The sequence below is a fragment of the Paenibacillus sp. D2_2 genome (genome assembly GCF_031199965.1).
GTDB lineage: Bacteria > Bacillota > Bacilli > Paenibacillales > Paenibacillaceae > Fontibacillus.
Genome location: NZ_CP133605.1, coordinates 4,676,225 through 4,695,642 on the forward strand (window position 1 = coordinate 4,676,225; position 19,418 = coordinate 4,695,642).

The following is a 19,418-nucleotide window of genomic DNA, read 5'->3' on the forward strand; positions in this document are numbered from 1 at the left end:
CATCGCCTATATTTATTTCAATGCGTTTATGATCGTACTTACATTGTGCCGGACCATTTTGATATAAGTATCAGCATCAGAGCCTGGCTCTCCTAAGGAGTCCGAATACAGCTCGCCACCGATTTCTACCTCATGGCCCTTCTCTTTGGCTCCGGCAATGACTGCCTCCATCGATTTCGTAGGAATACTGGATTCTACGAATACTGCCTTGATCTTATTGTCAACGAGGTAATCTCGCAGCTCACTCACATCCTTGGAGCCGTACTCTGCAGCCGTACTGATTCCCTGCAACCCCATGACCTTAATCCCATAGGCTTCTCCAAAATATCCGAAGGCATCATGCGCAGTTACAAGCACGCGGCCAGATTCAGGTATCTCGGCGATGACCATTCGCACTTCTTCATCAAGCTCTCTTAGCTGCTGAATATATTTATCAGCATTGTTCTTATAGAGATCGCCATGCGCCGGGTCATAGTTGGCTAAGGCATCACTAATCGTCTCTGTTGCTGAAATCCAGTGCTTCACATTGAACCAGATATGAGGATCATACTGTGTTCCTCCTGCATTCTCTCCAGAGCGAAGTACAGAAGTATCAATATCTCTAGATACAGCCACCGTCGGCTTACTGCGCTCCAGCTTCTCGAAGATCTCTGTCATTTTCCCTTCCAGATGCAGACCACCGTAGAAGATCATATCCGCCTGGTCCATTCTCGTCATATCTCCTTGAGAAGCCTTGTATAGATGCGGGTCTACCCCGGCCCCATCAATCCGATAACCTCAACCTCTTCCCCGCCAACCTCCTGAACGATATCAGTAATCATTCCAATTGTAGAGACAACCTGAATTTTACTTCCATCCTCTGTTCTTTCGAAATGCGAGGCCTCTCCCTCCACTTTGGAGCAGGCTGCAAGGATGACCAGCACCAGTACACTGATTGTAATTTTCGCCCTCTGCAGAGGTCCTTTTTTAACGTTAATTTGTTCCATAGATTAGTCCTCCTAATATTTCGAGCAGCACGCTCTGTTTTTTGCATAGCTGAATAAATGTTTCTTTAATAAATAATTGTTTCTTTTTATTAAAAATGTTTCCTTAATGCAAATTCTAAAGTATAAACGGGCCAAAAAGCAAGAACTATTTCCATTTTAATTGAAAATAGTTCTCACTCTAGCCCGTAAAGCATGATTTAACTAACAAATCCACCGAATAACATGACTAGGGTATATACTCCCCTGACAGTCATAAATATCATGACCACAACTTACATAGTTAGTCCATCTATGATACTAACCTCACTTCGCCGAAACGCAAAAAGAGATCCCCGTTAAAGGAGATCTCTATATCTTTTAATACTGTACCCGTTGGAGATACGATGGCTCTCATCCACCTGGGATCAACCTGTTACGATAACCAGCACCAGCACACTAAGTGTTATTTTAGCCCTCTGTAAAGCGCTTTTTTTCACTCGAATTTGTTCCATTGATTAGTCCTCCTATTATCTAGAGCAGGGTGTTCTGTTTTTTACTCAGAAGAACAAATGCTTCCCATATCAAATTAATGTTTCTTATAACTAAAAAAGTTTCCTTAATACAAATTTTAAATAATAAATAAGCCAATAAGCAAGAACATTTTAAGTTATGTTAGGAGAAATCGTAGCTAATACACGGCTAAGCCTTATTCCAAATTATATTTATATCGACCCTCTAGAGTATCAAAAATAACTTTTTTCTCATTTATCCATTCCGGCGTTTCAAAATTAAAAATTTCTTTTTTAGATGCACTCATATGATATTGATAATAAATAAAAACAAAATACAATAATTACAATTACACACGCTAAATCTCTAGAACTTCTAACCTTCTTAGCGATCAAGAAAAACATGATAATATTAAGAATGATGGGGATTAAGCTATTCGTCTTTTTTAGAAAGATCACATCGTAATTGTTAAGTAAAAGAAATAAGAAAACATCCATTACCGATACAATAAGTATTACATAAAATGAAAGCTTCTTTTTAGTAAATACAGTCATAACCTAAGCTCCATTCTCTGTCTGCTCAAATTCTTCCCTTCTCGGAATTCCCTCCAGCCCGTATTCCCGATCATAAGCATCAAAGATCTTCCTTGCCACCGGTGCAGCACTCCATGCTCCAAAGCCGCCTTCCGGAATGATTACCGCAACGGCAAGCTTCGGATTTTTGCGCGGGGCAAAAGCGATAAATACACCGTTATCTTGAAGTACTCCTTTGTACGCTTGCTGTGAAGTCCCTGTTTTTCTAGCAAAGTCGTAAGGAAATCCTTCAAAGGCCCCCGACACATTTGTTCTCATTCCGTTAATAACAGCATCCCAATAAGCATCTTTAAACTCGGCCTTATTGAGAACGGTCGGTTTAAATTCCTTAATAACATTTCCGTTCTCGTCTGTAATTTTGTTGACGATATGTGGCTCCATCCGCTCACCGCGGTTCGCTAATGTTGCTACATATTGAGCTAACTGCATTGTCGTATAACCCGCTTGCTGGCCAAAGGAGGCATACGCCAAGCGCGATAATACAGTCTCGGATTTAGCCTTCTTATAGTTCAGGTTACCTAAATATTCTTTTGGCAGGTCAACACCGGTTGAGACGCCAAGACCAAACTCGTTCATATATTCATCCCAAACATCGATCCCATCGGAGGGATGTTTCCTCCATAATCGCTCCCCAACCATATTGACCATAAAGGCATTAGAGGAATGGAGAATCGCTTGAGTAGGGTTGATCCGACCGTATGCACGACTACCAGAGTTACGTACGCTGGAGGAATCATTCTTCCCGAAATAAGCAATACCTGTATCATTGTAAGAATCAGTCGTCTTGAAAAGCCCTTCGTTAAGTCCAATTAATACGGACAAAGGTTTAATCGTTGAACCGAGTAGAACAGCAGAATCAAAATTATGTCCTGATTGGCCTGAACTAATCGGTGTGACCGTCCCATTCTGATAATTGGTCATGATCTTGCTCCAATCATCGGAGTTAATCCCCCCAGACTGCCATACATTGGTATCATAATCAGGCATGCTGGCCATAGCTACAACATTACCTGTATCCACTTCCATCGCGACTGCGTACCCAGTCTTCGCATTAGGATGGACCTCACCTGAAACCGGATTTTTATGAACCCATTCGATCTGATCCAGAATCGCTTGTTCAGCAACCATTTGGATTTTTTTATTTATGTTCGTATGCAGGTCATATCCCTTCTCAGGTGGAACGATCTCCGATACACCGGTCGCCATATTCCGCGGGTCGATTGGAACCTTTTTATAGCCATTTTTGCCGCGTAAAAATCCCTGATAGTACATCTCCAGTCCATCGGCACCAACGAGCTCCGGAGCTGTGTAATCCAGAGCAGGATCCTTATCCTCTGAAGCATTTGCTTCCCGGATCGGGTTATACCAAGCCACATCGTCCATTGATTGAAACTTTTTCAGATAACCAACCGTTTGGACAGCTACCGTATCCGTATCATAATGCCGAATGCTTTCCTCAACGATATCAATGCCCGGAAATTCAGATTTCCGCTCGATGAAATAAGCCATCTCCTGTTTATTTAACCCTGACTTAATAAGTCTAGGAGAATATCCATTTCCCAGGTTAAAATTAAGGTCCATTTTCTTGATAATATCGTCTACAGTCATCGGTTCATTGACCTTATCGCCATACTTATCAAATACTTCTTTCAATTTCTCGGCGAATTGTACAGCTTCAGGACGGTTCTGCCTCCCTCGCTCCGAGTTACTGTAGTCCTTCTGCAGTGTAATATAAAGCGTTTGTATCGGCGTTGAATAAGCCAGCTTCTCACCGCCCGCCGCATAGATCGTACCGCGAATCGGCAATAACGGGACATCCTTCACTCGCATGTTCATCTCCTGCTGCGACAAGTCCGGTCCTTCAACGAATTGTAGGATCGCCAATCGTACAATTATAATCGTAAAAATAGCAAACGCACCAAAAAAGAAAAGGTTCAGTCTTATATTAAGACGGCTTTTCAGGGCCGCTTCCTGCTCACGTTGGTCTTTTGGAAAGAAGTTCTTCAATGGATCCCCCTACTTTCTTTTTACATAAGAAAAACGCCTGAAGGCTTCCTATAAACCTTTTAGTTTCTTACGGTTGTGACAGCGGCTATTACAGCGATATAATCGCTTTTGAATTTCTAAGGGTTGTGGTAGGGGTTATTGGGGCAATTATAGTGAGTTCTTGGTAAAAAACAGCCAAATAAGCTCACCCGCAACCGTTAGAATTCGAATCGGAGCATTTTTAGTTAAATAAGCGCTGTGACAACCGTTAGAGTTCTCGCTCTATAATGCTCGGGATGATAAACATAAGGTCCTCTACCTTTATAACGGCTTCTTGCGATTATAGAATTGTTCAGCGTAGCAAGAAAACTTATAAATTCTATAATCTAAAAAAACAGCGACCTTTCCCAAGCTACGCTGTGAAAGATCGCTGTTGTATCGATTTATTCTATTTATTCCCTACTCAGTCTTACCCGTCTGATCGGTGGTCTGACCATCTGCCTGCTGATTTAAACTCTTCTTAGGAATTCCGTCGAGTCCATATTCTTGATCATAAGCATCGAAGATCTTCCGTGCAACCGGCGCGGCACTCCAGGCTCCAAAGCCACCTTCCGGAATAATAACTGCAACGGCAAGCTTCGGATTTTTGCGTGGAGCAAAGGCGATAAATACACCATTATCCCGGTTTGCTCCAGCGCCCCATTGCTCTGAGGTACCCGTCTTCCGTGCAAAATCATACGGGAATCCAGCAAAGGCCACCGGTACACTCGTCTCCATCCCGCTGATAACTTCATTCCAATATTCATCCTTGAAATCGACCTTATTCAACACCGTTGGTTTGAATTCTTTGATGATATTGCCGTTCTCATCTGTGATCTTGTTGACGACATGTGGCTCCATTCGCGAACCGCGGCTCGCTAGAGTCGCCGTATATTGAGCCAACTGCATGGTTGTATAGCCACCCTGCTGTCCGAAAGAAGCATATACCAATCGAGAGAGTGCTGTCTCTGATTCATTAGTATATCCAAGCTGACCCAGGAACTCTTTAGGAAGGTCCACTCCCGTTGATACCCCTAGACCGAACTTCTTCATATATTGATCCCAAACGCCGATTCCTTCGGATTTGTATTTGTTATATAGCCTTTCGCCAACCATATCTACCATAAAGGTATTGGAGGAATTACGAATCGCTCCCGAAGGTCTAATCGAACCATATGCATGTCTTCCCGAGTTTCGAACGCTAGAGGAATCATTCTTACCAAAATAAGCGATACCAGTATCATTATAATAAGTGTTCGTAGAGAATAACCCTTCATTAAGACCAATCAATACAGACAAAGGCTTGATTGTTGAACCTAGTAGTACGTTAGAGCCAAACTTATGTCCAGAAAGCCCTGAACTATACGGGGTAATCGTCCCATTCTGATAATTTGTGTTTATTTTAGCCCAGGCATCGGGATCAATTCCACCGGATTGCCATACGTTCGTATCATAGTCCGGCATGCTCGCCATAGCCACAATATTACCCGTGTCCACTTCCATCGCAACGGCATAACCCGTCTTCGCATTAGGGTGAACTTCACCGGATACCGGATTTTTATGAACCCAATCGATCTGGTCCATAATTGCCTGCTCTGTAATCATCTGAATATTCTTATTAATGTTGGTATGCAGGTCATACCCCTTCTCAGGAGGAACAACCTCCGATACGCCTGTGGCCATATTCCGCGGATCAATCGGCACCTTCTTATAGCCATTCTTGCCACGGAGTTCATTCTGGTAATACATCTCCAATCCATCAGCACCTACAAGCTCCTCGGATGTATAGTCCAGGGCAGGATCCTTGTCTACTGAATTATTTAATTCCCGGATTGGGTCATACCATTTAACAGCATCCATTGATTTGTACTTTTTAAGATATCCAATAGTTTGAACAGCTACGGTATCCGTATCATAGTGTCGGATGCTATCCTCAACGATATCGATGCCGGGGAACTCCGATTTCCGTTCCAGGAAATATGCGATTTCCTTATCATTCAAGCCTGCTTTGATCAGCCTTGGCGAATAACCATTACCCTTGTTGTAATCCAGGTCCATCGCTTTAATGATATCTTCCTCTGTCATCGGTACATTGACCTTATCGCCATACTGATCGAATACCTCTTTCAGCTTCTTGGCGATGGCTAATGCTTCAGGCCGGTTTCATCCCCCGCTCCGACTTGCTGTAGTCCTTCTGCAGTGTAATGTAGAGCGACTGGACTGGGGTCGAGTAGGCGAGCTTCTCACCACCTGCCGCATAGATCGTGCCACGTATTGGTGACAGCGGGACGTCCTTCACCCTCATACTTGTCTCCTGTTGGGACAAGCTTGGCCCTTCTACAAATTGCAAGATGGCCAGACGAACGATAATTACGGTAAAAATGATAAATGTACTGAAAAAGAACAAATTTAAGCGAATATTAAAATGACGCTTTAGCTTAGCTTCCTGCTCGCGAGGATCGTCATTGTACGTGTTTTTCATGGGCGTTTCTCCTCTTCATCCTTCCAGACTTCATAACTTATATTAACATAACGATTCAATCCGATGCGAGGTTACACCCGGTACTACTTAAATACGTGTTCAAAAGGCCGGTTTTCAGCACCGAGAAGGTTGGATGAAAAGCGGACTTTTTGAACAACCTACTTAAGCCATTTTGTCAGGAACATGTGTATCATTGAATGCGGGCGGATTGAACCAATCCCCACTTCGCGCCCAAGTCGAATCAAGTGGAATCCACTTATCCTTCTCCGTCAGATAAACCTCATTCCAGGCATGTGGTCCGTATCCTCCACGGCCGTCGTAGCCTAATCCAGTCACAACCTTCACCTGAAGACCCTGAGATCTAGCCATAACCGCATACAGACGCGAATAATCGATGCATACTCCCGTCTTCGTATCAAAGGTCATCTGCGGAGTCTGTTCATGCCAGATTCCCTTCTCTTCATAATCCTTGACCTTATCATAATCATAGCTCACTCTGGAGCCGACCCAGTCATAGAGACGCCTTGCCTTCTCTTCATCGGTCTTGGCGCCTTCCGTCACTTTAGCTGCGGCCAATTCGATATCCTGCGGAACGTTGGCATCTATCACTTCATACTTCCGTTGTAGAATACCGTTCAGTTCTGCCTCAACGCTACGTGTGAACACCGGCAGCTTCTCCTTAATCAAATCACCGGTCAGCGGCTCAATCACCGTACGCGCTCCTTGCTGGTATACTGTAGAAGCCTGCACATATTGACTGAAATTGCTGTTTGGAAACAGCGTAACGACGATAAATAAAAGGACAATCACCATCAGGCACCTGGCAGTACCGATCACAGTACCAATACATGCGCCGGTAATCCTGCTCAGGAATGATGCCCTGCCCCCTCCGCTGAATGGAGCACGATTTAGTGAAGAACCGCCCAATAAAAATGCCGAGAGCAATCCCAGTACAGTACGAATCAGCCAATAGCTAATGATAAATAGTACCGCGAACCGCATCAGTGGAAAATCCCGAATCGCAGTGACGATCGTATAATATACTTGTTCCCAGGTTGCCATATCCCGCTGCGGGTACGTAATGGATGAGAGCCAGTCCTGTACCTTCGGGGATAACCACATCGTTAGCGGAATCGATCCGACAATACTTACAACAGACAGAATTCCCCCGCTAACCAGCGTGAACAGTCTCCCCGCCGAACGGGAAGCCCCACGTGCCCAGCCTTGTAGTACAGATATAAGCAGAATACATATCAGCAATGCGTTAATCCAATTCATTTCTTGTATGCTTTGAGCCAAGACCATCGTCATGCTAGCCCCCTATCTTGATGACTTATGGTCATAATATTTTAGACGGACCTTAGGCGCTACTTGCGCTTCGCTTCCTCAATAAATGCCTCTATCGTATCATTAATCTTCCATTCACCCATGGAGATCCCATGGAACTTGACCTTTACTTTGCCATCGCCGTCACTACCTGTAACTTCAAGATTAGGTGTCTTAATCGTAAAGGTTCCATCGCTATTCTTGGTGATTTCCGCTTCCGCCGCTTCCTTCTTCATCATCTGCAGAACTTCCGATTTGGTTATATCAGCAGCCTGATCCTTCACTGTCTCTACCGCATTGCCAATATCCTTAAGCGATATGCCGCTGTAGATAATGATGAATGCAGCAATAACAACGACCAGCGCCCATTTGACCATGGTCTTAACAAAATTAAGCACCAGAAGTAGGATAACTAGAGCTACGACAATAACGAGCCAGTTCTGTTTAAGAAATTCAATCCATACATCAACATTCAAATCCATCTTCATTAACACCCCTAAACTCTTATAATTCGTGAGCGGACGCTCCCCTATTATACATGATGGCCCCGTCTAATGACAGCTTAACCCCAATTTAACAGGAAATCACAGAAATAATATGTGGCTGTACAAAGGGGACTTTTTGAACTTCCTCTAAAAGAGGGGGTATAAGTTCGTCCCAAGTAACGTACAAGTATAGCATAATACCTTTTTAGAGGAGGGCAAGGCTGTGAAAATCGCTTTCTGGCTTTATTTTTTTATGTTCCTCGCTTTCTTCGACCTGCATGCGCAATATCCTATTCTAACGCCCTTTGCATTGTCGATCGGGGCCGCTCCTGCCTTTATCGGCTGGATGATGGGTATATATGCGTTGACACATCTACCTGGCAATCTGATAGCCGGACAGGGAGTGGACCGTCACGGGAGCCGAGGCTATATGATATTCAGTCTGCTCTCTGGCGGAGCAATCCTGTTGCTGCAAGCCCATGTCACGGAGCCATGGCAGCTTCTTGTACTGCGCTCGATCAGCGGATTTGTGCTCGCTTTTCTGTCCCCAGCCTGTCTGGCCCTGCTTGCTTCTCTATCGAAAAACACGGTGAAGCAGGGGAAATTAATGGCAGGGCATGGAGTTGTGCATACTCTTGCTTCCGTCGTCTCTCCGGCTGCCGGTGCCTTCCTGGTGGCCCGCACTGGATTTTCCCTTACCTTTCAAACGCTTGGCTTCCTTATGATCATCACCGGTTTTATCGCCATGTTTACGATCAAGGAGCCACCCAAATTAAGGACTACCCTGCAACAGCCCACGCAGAAGGTGGCTGTTAAGCTCAATGTCATTCCTTTATATTTCTACTTGCTGCCCTTTGCAGTATCCTGCGCCCAAGGGATTCTATATTTTGAGCTTCCGCTTCAGGCTGGTGGATTATCAGGAATTATGAATACCGGGATCTATTTCTCCATTATCAGCCTCGGTGCCCTAACGACCCTATCATTATTGTTCCTGAACCACTTCTCACCCTACATCCGAACATATCTAGGAATCCTCGGTATCGCCCTATCCTTCTTCTCGTTAGCGGCGCTTAATTCTGTTCCCATTGTCATCTCGCTATTTGCGCTTGGTATGGCCAAAGGCATTGTTTTCCCTGCTCTGGCTTCCATCTTTATAGACCTATGCGGGGGCAAGCGGCTTGGGACTGTGTTCTCGTTGCAATCCATTGCGATGTCGATTGGCTCCTTCCTCGGCCCAATTATAGCGGGAACGATGCATAATAACTATTCCCCTACTTCTTCGCCTTCTTGCTGCTAATGCTGGTCATCATCATCGTACCTACATGGAAAAAGAATATCCCCGCCTCCATCACCGCACCGACGGAAAGATGAAGCAACCCTTGGGCATTCACATATAATTTCTGGGGACTGTTGGGCCATTGCACAGGGCATGAGCGTAGATCAAACATAGTATATCTTGTAGTTACCGACCCAATCGTAAAAAGGGAGGTGAGCAAAAGTGGGTCATATCGAACCATGTGGGCCAGGAGTTGGCGGTGGTTGGTCATCAACAGGAACCATTTTGGTACTGTATATTTTGCTGGTGATTATCCTTAGTGCCCCGCTTTGGTAATATGAAATCATGGCCCGCGGTCTGTCCCCCTCCCGACAGGCCGCTTTGTTATGTTTTTGCATGAGATAGCGGTCAAGTATACACTATAAGTACGTGTTCAATTTTTTGAACAACCTTTATAAGAATGAAGAATTTCCACTGTAATCGAGGTGAACACAGCCATGTCGATCAGCATTATCGTTGAAGGCAAGAATGATCGGAGTAAGTTGCGTAGACTGCTTCAAGAAGAGATACATATTCATTGTACCTTTGGGACATTGAACAATATCAAACTGGAAACGCTCCGCAAGCAGGTTGGAAATGATGACGTGTACCTATTCATGGACAACGACTCTTCAGGCAAGAAGATCCGTGCCATACTGCGCGATACCTTCCCGGACGCTGTCCATATCTATACGAGAAGAGGCTACGCCGGTGTGGAGGGTACGCCTGACGAATATGTTATTTCCCAATTAGAAAAAGCCGGGCTAGAAGAATATATTCTATATCCTCCACCCGACTTTATCTGAAAATGAGACAAGCCTCTATAAAGCACAAATAACTATTCTTTTGCCAGATCAATAACCCCTTGAGCTATTTCCTTCGCCGTAGCCTCTGGGCGGTATATTGCCCGCAAATTTCCGTTTCGGTCAACCAGACCGATCAGATCCATATGCACAAAATTGTTATTCTGATCCTTGTTAATTAAAATTTTGAAAGAGTTCATCGCCAGATCCATCGTCTTCTGCTGATCACCCCGTAAGAAATACCAGCCTGAATAATCGGCTTTGAATTTATCTCCAAACGCCTTGATGGCTTCGCGCGTGTCGCGCTCCGGATGAAGGAAATCGAGATAATCTCGGCATCCTTGCCGAACATTCCTTTATCCTGAAGTAGATCCTGTACTTGACTTAAACGAAAGGTTGTTACTGGACATACATCCGGACAACTGGAGAAGAAGAAATAAAATAGTCGCACCTTACCGTTCGTATCTTCTAACGTAATGTTGCGCCCATCCACATTTTCCATACTGAAGCTCTCTACAGGCCGGATGATCGGTAGTTTAGACTTGGCGTAGGTGGTCCAGAGTAGATACCCCGCCAAGATAATACATATAGCCAATAAAATCCAGGTCCATTTATATTTCTTGAGCAAGGACATCTTAGACCTCCATTACAATCGTACTGTATCGAGAATCATAACGATCATGCTGACTGTCAGATAGTTGATTGAGAATAGGAACACCCGCTTCGCCCAAGCATCATTCTCCTGTGAACGGAAGCCTTTGAGCGCCATCAGCAGCCAAGATACAGACAGAAGCTCACCGATGATAAGGAACCATATCCCTGTATAATCGTAAACATACATTAATACGGGAATAGGCAGCAAAAGAATCAGATAAGGTATCATCTGCAGTTTTGTTCTTGGAATTCCCTTCACGACAGGTAATAGCGGGAAGCCTGCCGCACGATATTCCTCAACACGCCGAATGCCAAGCGCCCAGAAATGAGGAGGCTGCCATAAGAATAACATCGCGAACAGCAGAATAGCACCGAGATCGACTTTACCTGCAGCCGCTACATATCCGATCACCGGAGGCATGGCTCCTGAGATCGCTCCAACCGAGGTACTCCAGGTCGAGGAACGTTTCAGCCACAACGTATACACAACAACATATACGAGCATGCCTACGATACCAAACACGCCGGCTAGTAGCCCATTGCCGATAAATAATACAGACAATCCCAATACGCCTAAAATAATTGCGTACCAGAGTACCGTCTTCGGCGACATCTTCCCAGTAGGAAGAACGCGGTTCTGTGTCCGGGCCATCTTCATATCCAAATCGCGGTCAAAGTAATTGTTGAATACGCAGGAGGAAGCCATAACCAGTACGGTTCCTAGTAACATGAGTATCAAATTGACGTATTGTAAATGCCACCCAGAAGCAACCCAAAATCCAGCAAAAGCCGCGATAAGATTTGAACGCAAAATACCTGGTTTGGTTAGCGCGATAAAATCCTTCCAAGTCGCTGTTTCTCCTGGAGGAGTAGGTCTCACGGACAATGCTGCCGATTCTGAAGGTGCAGAGTAAGAAATTCTGTCCATTGTCGGATATATCCCCTATACAATAATTTTTTGTCTTCCTATATAAAGAAATTCACGATTAATTCAATGAATCCACATTACACTATAAACTTTATCATACCAAGAGGGAGAAATGTTTGACAATCATCTGATAAAAAGTAGGAATTGTGACAATTTAATGACAAGAATTCTATAGTAGAGTATTAATTTTTCTATCAAAAAAGCCCGGGCAACAATTATGCCCGGACTAAGTTCTGAATTAAATAAATTATATGTTCAAAAGGTCAGTTTTCAGCACCGAGAAGGTTGGATGAGCCTGGGCATGAGGAGTGCAGCGTACGTAGTGGGTACGTGAGTACCTAAGATGTTTCCGTAGGAAACATGACTTCGTAAGCATCTGCCTAGGCCCTGGTGAATTCAAGATTCGATGCCGCGATCGCTTCCTGATAAGCCTCGTGATCAAAAGTGAGCTTTTGAACTTCCTCTAAGAGAGGAATCCCATCATTCGTTGTACATCCTGCAGCACCTTCTCCGCTTCTTCGTTAGCCTTCAAAGCGCCTTGACGCAGAATGTCATGAATTTCTCCGGAGTTACGGATCTCACGATAACGCTGCTGAAGCGGTTCAAGCACGCCAACGACAACCTCAGCCAGATCCTTCTTGAACGGCCCGTACATTTGGCCTTCATATTTCTGCTCCACCTCAGCCACGGACAAACCAGAACATTGGCTGTAGATAGTAATGAGATTGCTTACCTCCAATTTGTTCTCTGTGTCAAATCTAACCTCACGTCCTGAATCTGTCGTTGCCCGACTGATCTTCTTACGAATTTCATCTGGTGAATCAAGCAGAGCGATATAGCTTCCCGGGTTCGGGTTACTCTTACTCATCTTCTTGGAAGCATCGTCAAGCGACATAATTCTGGCGCCAACTTTCGGAATATAAGGATCTGGAAGTGTAAAGTATTCACCAAAGCGGCTATTGAAGCGTCCCGCCAAATCACGAGTCAATTCAAGATGCTGCTTCTGGTCTTCCCCTACTGGTACTAGATCAGCATTGTAGACCAAAATATCCGCAGCCATCAGTGATGGATAGACAAACAATCCTGCACCTACAGATTCTTTACCTGCCGCTTTATCCTTGAACTGGGTCATCCGCTCCAGTTCTCCCATCGATGTTAAGGTTGTTAGAATCCATCCGAGTTGAGCATGCTGACGAACATGGGACTGCATGTACACATTAGATTTATTCGGATCAATACCAGCAGCTACGAACAAGGCCGCTACCGCTTCAGATTGCTCCCGTAGATTAGCCGGATCCTGCGCAACTGTAATTGCGTGCAGATCAACTACCATGAAATTACAGGAGTAATCATCCTGCAGCGTGACGAAATTTTTCAGAGCTCCAATATAATTACCGAGCGTAAGCTTACCACTAGGCTGAATGCCTGACAGAACTTTTTTCATAAAAAACTGCCTCCTCCATATATTTAGATTTAAGTTTGAAGTGAATGTTCAAGATTCGATGCCAAATCCATATCTAGATTCACTTCATGATCAAAAGCGGACGCAAAAAAGGCCCCACATCCCTGTGAAGGGACGTGAGACCGTGGTGCCACCCTTATTCGTATAGAACGTGAATCAACAGTCATAACGATTTATTCGCCCTAGGCCGTTGAGAACTATACCTTCATTGTCCGTAACGTGGAAAGACCGTCCGGTAATACTTGCAAAAGTCTTGATTCCCTTTTGTGTTCATCCGGAACTCCGGGTCCATTCAGCAATGTCATTTCCACCGGTTCACATCCAACCACCGGCTTTCTGGAGGAAATTAGAACATTGTTTACTTGTCCCCATCATCGTGTTCGTTTATGATATTCTAAATTATACTCATCATAATTGGCTGATTCTACAATGTCAAATCTATTTTTCGTCCTCGAAAAAAAGTGTTATGATAGTGCTAAGCTTATTTAAAACCGATTATTTCAGATGAATATGTGGGAAAAGGAGCAACGATATGAAAAAAGTGACCAAAGGACAATGGAACGGTTATGATACGTACATTTTGAATAGCCGTGAACTTGAAGTCACACTGCTACCCCGCCTTGGCAATAATGTAATTAGCATTTGGGATCATGTTGAGAAGCGCCATGTTCTTCGTCATCCCGAAGAGAATGAGCTTGAATTCTACTTGCAGAAGCCTTACCATTTTGGCATTCCGATGCTCATTCCACCGGGTCGTATTCGCAAAGGACATTTCACCTATGCAGGACAAGAGTATCAATTTGACCGCAACACGGCCAATGACAATCATATTCACGGACTTCACCGTACACAGAGCTGGTGTGTCAGCGATATCGAGGAAGACGATGAAGGCTGTGCCGTAACTACTGAGTTTTTAACTTCTGATGACCCGAATTGGATGCGTCAGTATCCCGTTCCGCTCAAATTAGAAATGACGCTCAGGCTCCAGGGTGCTTCGCTGAAGCAGACTTTCAAGGTTACACATCTAGGTGACAAGCCAGCTCCGTTCGGCATAGGTTTACATACCTGGTTCCTGCTGGATGGCAAGCCTGAGGAGTGGACGCTCAAATTACCGGTATCCAGCATCTATTCTTCTAACGAGGAACTGATTACTACCGGAGATATAGTGCCTTTGGGCGAGCTTAATGCCCTGAATGACGGATTAAATCTGAGCGGTACTAACTTCGATACGATGTTCCAAATTGGAGACAAACCCGTATCGGCCGAGCTGCTCCGCAAAGATGGATACGGACTTCACTACTCCGCAGATCCAGCTTATTTCAAGCATTGGGTGCTGTATACTAAAGGCGAAGCCGACCAATTCTTGTGTATCGAGCCATATACATGGCTACCGGATGCCCCTAATTCCAAGCATCCTGCCTCTGTTACAGGTCTGATCGACCTTCAGCCGGCGCAAACATTGGAATTCTATGTAAATCTCGATATGATTTATCGTAGCTAACTAAGAATGATATAGCTTGGGCCCTCCTTCGTCGGAGGGCTCTTATTTTTGTTATACAGAACCTAATTATTTGAAACAATTACCACTTTGCAAATTAGCAGTTATACTGAATATTTTATTCTGCAAAAACCATACTAACATCACAAAGGCATAGGAGGTGACAAACACATGGCAGGTCAAAACCAAGGCCGCGGAAGCCGTTCCAACAATCTAGTTGTTCCTCAAGCAAATGCTGCATTGCAGCAATTGAAAATGGAAGCTGCACAAGAGTTGGGCGTATCTATCCCGCAAGACGGTTACATGGGAAACTACACTTCTCGTGAAACTGGCTCCCTAGGAGGATACATCACTAAACGTCTGGTTCAAATGGCAGAGCAGCAATTGTCTGGTCGTTCTAACATGTAATTCGCTCTCTCCTGTTCGTACCTATAGAAAGACAGGTGATCTGCATTAGCAGGTCGCCTGTCTTTCACTATGATACCCAATGTTCATTAATTCACTTGAAAGATTATGAAGATAAATCTGATCCCTTGTATGTATTCGCTGTACTTACTCTTGGATATCTCTGTATCATTAAATTGGCCATGTTGTAATTTGACTCTAATATAGCATCAATCATAACGGTTCCCTGCTTCACTGCGAACTCATAACTAATCTCTCCATGAGTCCAATAACGCTTGTACTTCAAAGCCTCGAGTGCCATCACGCGAAAAGAATGAATTTGTTCCGAAGACAAGCCATGATCTTCTTCCTCCAAATGACCGTTGCGACCTGCGATTGGATCGTGCCGGATGCCGAATTTACCAATGATATTATTGCGAATTTGGATGAATACGGTACCCAATGTCATACCTCCAAGTTCTACCGACAATTCCTTAAATACAATATCGACCTGTCTTGCCAGAGAGAGCTGATCAGTTGTCAGCATATTCCCCTCCCTTCCTACATAGTACCCTTTGATCTAGGGCTTATGTCACATTATATTCCATTATATTCTATTATTCAACATTTGAAAACAAAATTGGTTATAAATGACTATACAAATAACGACTTTATACCCTATATTCATGCTTAAATTACATTATTAAACAGTAGTTTGAAATTAATTGACGTTTTTTGTTCCCCATAAATAATGCCCCTAAGGCACCACTGTAATCCCGAATGACAGAGCTAGTGAATTAAAATCAGCAAAAAAAACCGTCCCAGGTAGAAATATCTACCTTAGAACGGCTTATTCGCCTTACTTGGTCATATCAAGGAACATTTGTGCATCTGCTACAGCCAGAGCCATCGCTTCGCGCCAGAAATCAGGCTTAGTTAGATCTACGTTCAAATGTTTGGAAGCCAATTCTTCCACCGTCATCCGACCTGTATCACGAAGCAGAGCATCATATTTCTCCGCGAAGCCCTCTCCTTCCTTCAACGCTCGGGCATAGATTCCGGTGCTGAACATGTAGCCGAAGGTGTATGGGAAATTATAAAACGGTACATCTGTAATATAGAAATGCAGCTTGGAGGTCCAGAAGAGTGGATGATAACTTCCAAGCGCTCCATGATAAGCCTCACGCTGGGCTTCCTCCATCAAAGCGGACAGTTCGGAAACATCCAGCATGCCTGAATTCCGTTGCTCATAGAAGCGAGTCTCAAACAGGAATCTGGCATGAATATTCATGAAGAAGGATACGCTATTCTGCACCTTCTCGGCGAGCAGTGCCAGCTTCTCTTCTTCGCTTCCCGCATTCTTCAGAAGTGCATCTGCCAGAATCATCTCAGCAAAGGTTGATGCCGTCTCGGCTACGTTCATTGCGTAATCCTGATTGAATTGTGGCAGCTCTTCCATCAGATATTGATGGTACGCATGTCCCAGCTCATGAGCTAGGGTAGAGACGTTTGAGTAGTTACCGCCGAAGGTCATGAATATCCGTGTCTGCTTGCTGACTGGAAGCGAAGTACAGAAGCCCCCGGACGCTTACCTGGGCGGTCTTCAGCTTCAATCCAGCCACGGTTAAATGCATCAGCTGCGAAATCAGCCATCTTCGGACTGAATTTTCCGAATTGCTTCACAATATCTTCTGCTGCTGCTTGATAACTTATCTTCGTCTCTGATTTGGCAAGCGGTGCATCCACATCGCTCCAGCTAAGCTGTTCCACTCCGAGCATCTTGGCTTTACGTTCTAAATATGAGACAAAGATCGGTTTGTTCTCTTCAATGACCTGCCACATCATATTCAGTGTCTCTCTGGACATACGATTAATTTGCAATGGTTCCTTCAATGCGTCTTCCCAGCCGCGCTTCTCATACAGCTTCAATCGGAAGCCGGCCAATCTGTTCAGCGTATCCGCACTATAATCAGCTACTTCTCCCCATGCCTTCTCCCATTCCACGAACGTCCTCTCGCGAACCGCACGATCTGAATCGCTAAGCTTATTGGCCGCCTGACCGACGGATAGCGTAGATTTCTTCCCTTCATCATCGGTAAATTCCACGCCAACTTTGGCTACAATCGTATCATAATGCTGTCCCCAGCCATGATATCCGTCTACAGCCAAATCCGCAGCTAGACTTTCCAATTCCGGAGAGAGCTTCTCACGCGCGGAATCACGCTTCTCATTCATGATGAAGGCGATTGGGGCAATCTCATCCCGAGCGATCCATTCCAACCAAACCTGATCCTCCGTGTTGCGCAGTAAACTTTCGAACAATGTCATTACATTCTGCAGCGCTGCCCGTAGTGAAGTCACTTTACCAGTAAGCTGAACCGCCTTCTTATCATGCTGATCCTGAGCCGTCAGACATTCAACAAAGGAACCTGCCTCAAGCACTCTTGCCTGTGCACTTTGCAATCCACCAATCGTCTGATCCAAAGCTCGCGTCTCATCTACATTTTTTGGCGCCGATGCTTGCTTCAATACCGAGTGAAGTTCAGCAATACTACCACTTAATTCATTCAGAAACTTCGCGAATTCTTCTGATGCAGAACCTCCGGGGAAGATGGAGTCCAAATTCCAAGTCTCTACAAGCTGGTCATTTACAGATATCTGTGTCATCGAAATATCATCCTTTCTTGATTAACCTGCCTCGCAGGAACTGTGGAACTGATTCGATTAAAAGTGTATAACTATAGGTATACGTTTTACTCTTATTTTAGACAGGAGGCATGTCCCATTATGAAACCATTACAAATCTCGCCGGAGACGGCCGTGAAGCTGGCCGCAGAACTGAAAGTTCCGATCGAGCATCTGATGCATATGCCACAGCATATTCTGCTGCAGAAGATCGCTGAATTAGCCAGCAAAGACAGCGGAGCAGCCCTTCAGATGTTAAGGATGAACCAAAATGATTCCTTTTAATAAAGCACTGCCTTATGACATCATTATGGGCGACGTTTATGTCCCTCAATGCCCTTTCTGCCGAAGCGACAACGTTCTGCTTACAAAATTTAAGCCAGACGATATTGTCCTTGTGCGGGAAGGTAAGAAAAAACTGCTGGTTTTCCCATGCTGCGGCAATAAGATCACGGTGCTGGACAGCGACAACGATTATTTGTTAACCGATACGATAGTACGCAAAGATTAAATAACCAAAGGTTAATTAAAATTCATAATAATAGGGGCTATTTTGAGATCTGAAAGACCAGATAAGCCCCTATTTTCGGTTAACTTTGCATCTCCTCTGGCAATTCATGCCCGCCATTCAACATTTCTTCACGAAGTACAGCCCACTGTTCTCTCGACGCTCGAATCATGGAAGCATCCATAATTTTCTTGTCATTAATGACTCTAGAGAACCACTTCACGGCGTCATTTAAGTTCCCTGTACGACGATTCAATTCGCCGATCAGGTACATCAGTCTGGCGTCACTGCCAAGATTGCTCTCCGTCTCGAATACGCGTATGTAAGATTCTAATGAGTACTTTAAGAAACGCTGTTCCTGTTCACGATTCTCTTTATATCGATATAGCCATGATATATGATGCAGAAGACTTGCGATGATCCGTTCTTTCTCATTAATCGTCTGGGCGCATAACAATCCGAGCTTATAAGTCTCGAGCGCCGCGTTCCAGTCCCGCTTGCCTCCGTAATCCCGCTTGATGAATCGCGTCTCAATCTCCTCATGAAAACGGGCGGACTGTCGTTCATTAAGATGCTCGGTTGAATTTTCCGTAGAGGCAAATCCACAGAACGGACATACCCGAACTACGTAATAATCCGGATTCTCATTGCGATAATATCCACAGAAATCGGTATCCGTTCTTACCGCTCTTTTGAAGCTTGGCCGAACACGAGAGGTCGTGAATTCATTCTCGCAATAGTTGCAGGTCACCTTAATCGTAAAGAGAGGTTCTAGTTCCAAGCTGCATACTTCCT

15 protein-coding genes and 4 pseudogenes are annotated in these 19,418 nt (G+C 44.6%); 7 read left to right on the top strand and 12 right to left on the bottom strand.

Annotated features, from left to right (window positions below):
* Nucleotides 1–12: 12 nt before the first annotated feature.
* The 5 genes and pseudogenes from RE628_RS23880 to RE628_RS23900 form a co-directional block, all read right to left on the bottom strand.
* Nucleotides 13–986 (bottom strand): annotated as a pseudogene (locus RE628_RS23880) (metal ABC transporter solute-binding protein, Zn/Mn family).
* 1,046 nt (nt 987–2,032) lie between these two features.
* Nucleotides 2,033–4,075 (bottom strand): peptidoglycan D,D-transpeptidase FtsI family protein, encoded by a 2,043-nt coding sequence (locus tag RE628_RS23885; RefSeq protein WP_309155623.1) that lies wholly within the window; start codon nt 4,073–4,075, stop codon nt 2,033–2,035.
* 438 nt (nt 4,076–4,513) lie between these two features.
* Nucleotides 4,514–6,575 (bottom strand): annotated as a pseudogene (locus RE628_RS23890) (peptidoglycan D,D-transpeptidase FtsI family protein).
* 162 nt (nt 6,576–6,737) lie between these two features.
* Nucleotides 6,738–7,886 (bottom strand): transglutaminase domain-containing protein, encoded by a 1,149-nt coding sequence (locus tag RE628_RS23895; protein WP_309155627.1) that lies wholly within the window; start codon nt 7,884–7,886, stop codon nt 6,738–6,740.
* Between the two features lie 56 nt (nt 7,887–7,942).
* A complete protein-coding gene (locus RE628_RS23900; RefSeq protein WP_375142995.1) occupies nt 7,943–8,389 on the bottom strand; it encodes a hypothetical protein in 447 nt (148 codons plus the stop codon).
* 220 nt (nt 8,390–8,609) lie between these two features.
* Between RE628_RS23900 and RE628_RS23905 the strand changes: the two are divergent.
* The 3 genes and pseudogenes from RE628_RS23905 (at nt 8,610) to RE628_RS23915 (ending at nt 10,507) form a co-directional block, all read left to right on the top strand.
* A pseudogene (locus RE628_RS23905) lies at nt 8,610–9,757 on the top strand (MFS transporter).
* Nucleotides 9,758–9,884: 127 nt separating this feature from the next.
* Entirely contained in the window at nt 9,885–9,998 is a 114-nt protein-coding gene (locus tag RE628_RS23910; protein ID WP_375142996.1) for a YjcZ family sporulation protein, read from the top strand.
* A gap of 161 nt (nt 9,999–10,159) precedes the next feature.
* A complete protein-coding gene (locus tag RE628_RS23915; RefSeq protein ID WP_309155629.1) occupies nt 10,160–10,507 on the top strand; it encodes a toprim domain-containing protein in 348 nt (115 codons plus the stop codon).
* Nucleotides 10,508–10,539: 32 nt separating this feature from the next.
* Here the strand turns inward: RE628_RS23915 and RE628_RS23920 are convergent, their stop codons facing one another.
* From RE628_RS23920 to trpS, 4 genes are all read right to left on the bottom strand, one after another.
* Nucleotides 10,540–10,791 (bottom strand): SCO family protein, encoded by a 252-nt coding sequence (locus tag RE628_RS23920; protein ID WP_309159554.1) that lies wholly within the window; start codon nt 10,789–10,791, stop codon nt 10,540–10,542.
* Nucleotides 10,701–11,138 (bottom strand): SCO family protein, encoded by a 438-nt coding sequence (locus RE628_RS23925; protein ID WP_309155631.1) that lies wholly within the window; start codon nt 11,136–11,138, stop codon nt 10,701–10,703. The genes RE628_RS23920 and RE628_RS23925 overlap by 91 nt, the downstream gene beginning before the upstream one ends.
* A 12-nt stretch (nt 11,139–11,150) precedes the next feature.
* Nucleotides 11,151–12,086 (bottom strand): heme o synthase, encoded by a 936-nt coding sequence (cyoE, locus tag RE628_RS23930; RefSeq protein WP_309155633.1) that lies wholly within the window; start codon nt 12,084–12,086, stop codon nt 11,151–11,153.
* A 463-nt stretch (nt 12,087–12,549) separates the two neighbouring features.
* Nucleotides 12,550–13,530 carry a tryptophan--tRNA ligase gene (gene trpS / locus RE628_RS23935; RefSeq protein WP_309155635.1) on the bottom strand — a complete coding sequence of 327 codons (981 nt, stop codon included), beginning with the start codon at nt 13,528–13,530 and terminating at the stop codon, nt 12,550–12,552.
* 550 nt (nt 13,531–14,080) lie between these two features.
* Here trpS and RE628_RS23940 point away from each other — a divergent pair.
* Together RE628_RS23940 and RE628_RS23945 are read left to right on the top strand one after the other, a co-directional pair.
* Nucleotides 14,081–15,049 carry an aldose 1-epimerase gene (locus RE628_RS23940; RefSeq protein ID WP_309155637.1) on the top strand — a complete coding sequence of 323 codons (969 nt, stop codon included), beginning with the start codon at nt 14,081–14,083 and terminating at the stop codon, nt 15,047–15,049.
* Nucleotides 15,050–15,217: 168 nt separating this feature from the next.
* On the top strand, nt 15,218–15,454 hold the full coding sequence (locus tag RE628_RS23945) for an alpha/beta-type small acid-soluble spore protein (RefSeq protein ID WP_309155639.1): 237 nt from the start codon (nt 15,218–15,220) through the stop codon (nt 15,452–15,454).
* Nucleotides 15,455–15,557: 103 nt separating this feature from the next.
* On the opposite strand, the gene RE628_RS23950 is transcribed toward RE628_RS23945, so the two are convergent.
* Together RE628_RS23950 and RE628_RS23955 are read right to left on the bottom strand one after the other, a co-directional pair.
* Nucleotides 15,558–15,977 (bottom strand): O-methyltransferase, encoded by a 420-nt coding sequence (locus tag RE628_RS23950; protein WP_309155642.1) that lies wholly within the window; start codon nt 15,975–15,977, stop codon nt 15,558–15,560.
* 312 nt (nt 15,978–16,289) lie between these two features.
* Nucleotides 16,290–18,097: pseudogene (locus RE628_RS23955) on the bottom strand (M3 family oligoendopeptidase).
* A gap of 120 nt (nt 18,098–18,217) precedes the next feature.
* Between RE628_RS23955 and RE628_RS23960 the strand changes: the two are divergent.
* Both RE628_RS23960 and RE628_RS23965 read left to right on the top strand, forming a co-directional pair.
* Nucleotides 18,218–18,400, top strand: coding sequence for a YycC family protein (locus RE628_RS23960; RefSeq protein ID WP_309155644.1), 183 nt, complete (start codon nt 18,218–18,220; stop codon nt 18,398–18,400).
* The gene (locus RE628_RS23965; RefSeq protein ID WP_309155647.1) at nt 18,387–18,626 is read left to right on the top strand and encodes a hypothetical protein; all 240 of its coding nucleotides are present in this window, start codon (nt 18,387–18,389) and stop codon (nt 18,624–18,626) included. The genes RE628_RS23960 and RE628_RS23965 overlap by 14 nt, the downstream gene beginning before the upstream one ends.
* 79 nt (nt 18,627–18,705) lie before the next feature.
* Here RE628_RS23965 and RE628_RS23970 read toward each other — a convergent pair whose 3' ends face one another.
* Nucleotides 18,706–19,404, bottom strand: coding sequence for a DUF2225 domain-containing protein (locus RE628_RS23970; protein WP_309155649.1), 699 nt, complete (start codon nt 19,402–19,404; stop codon nt 18,706–18,708).
* Nucleotides 19,405–19,418 lie beyond the last annotated feature (14 nt).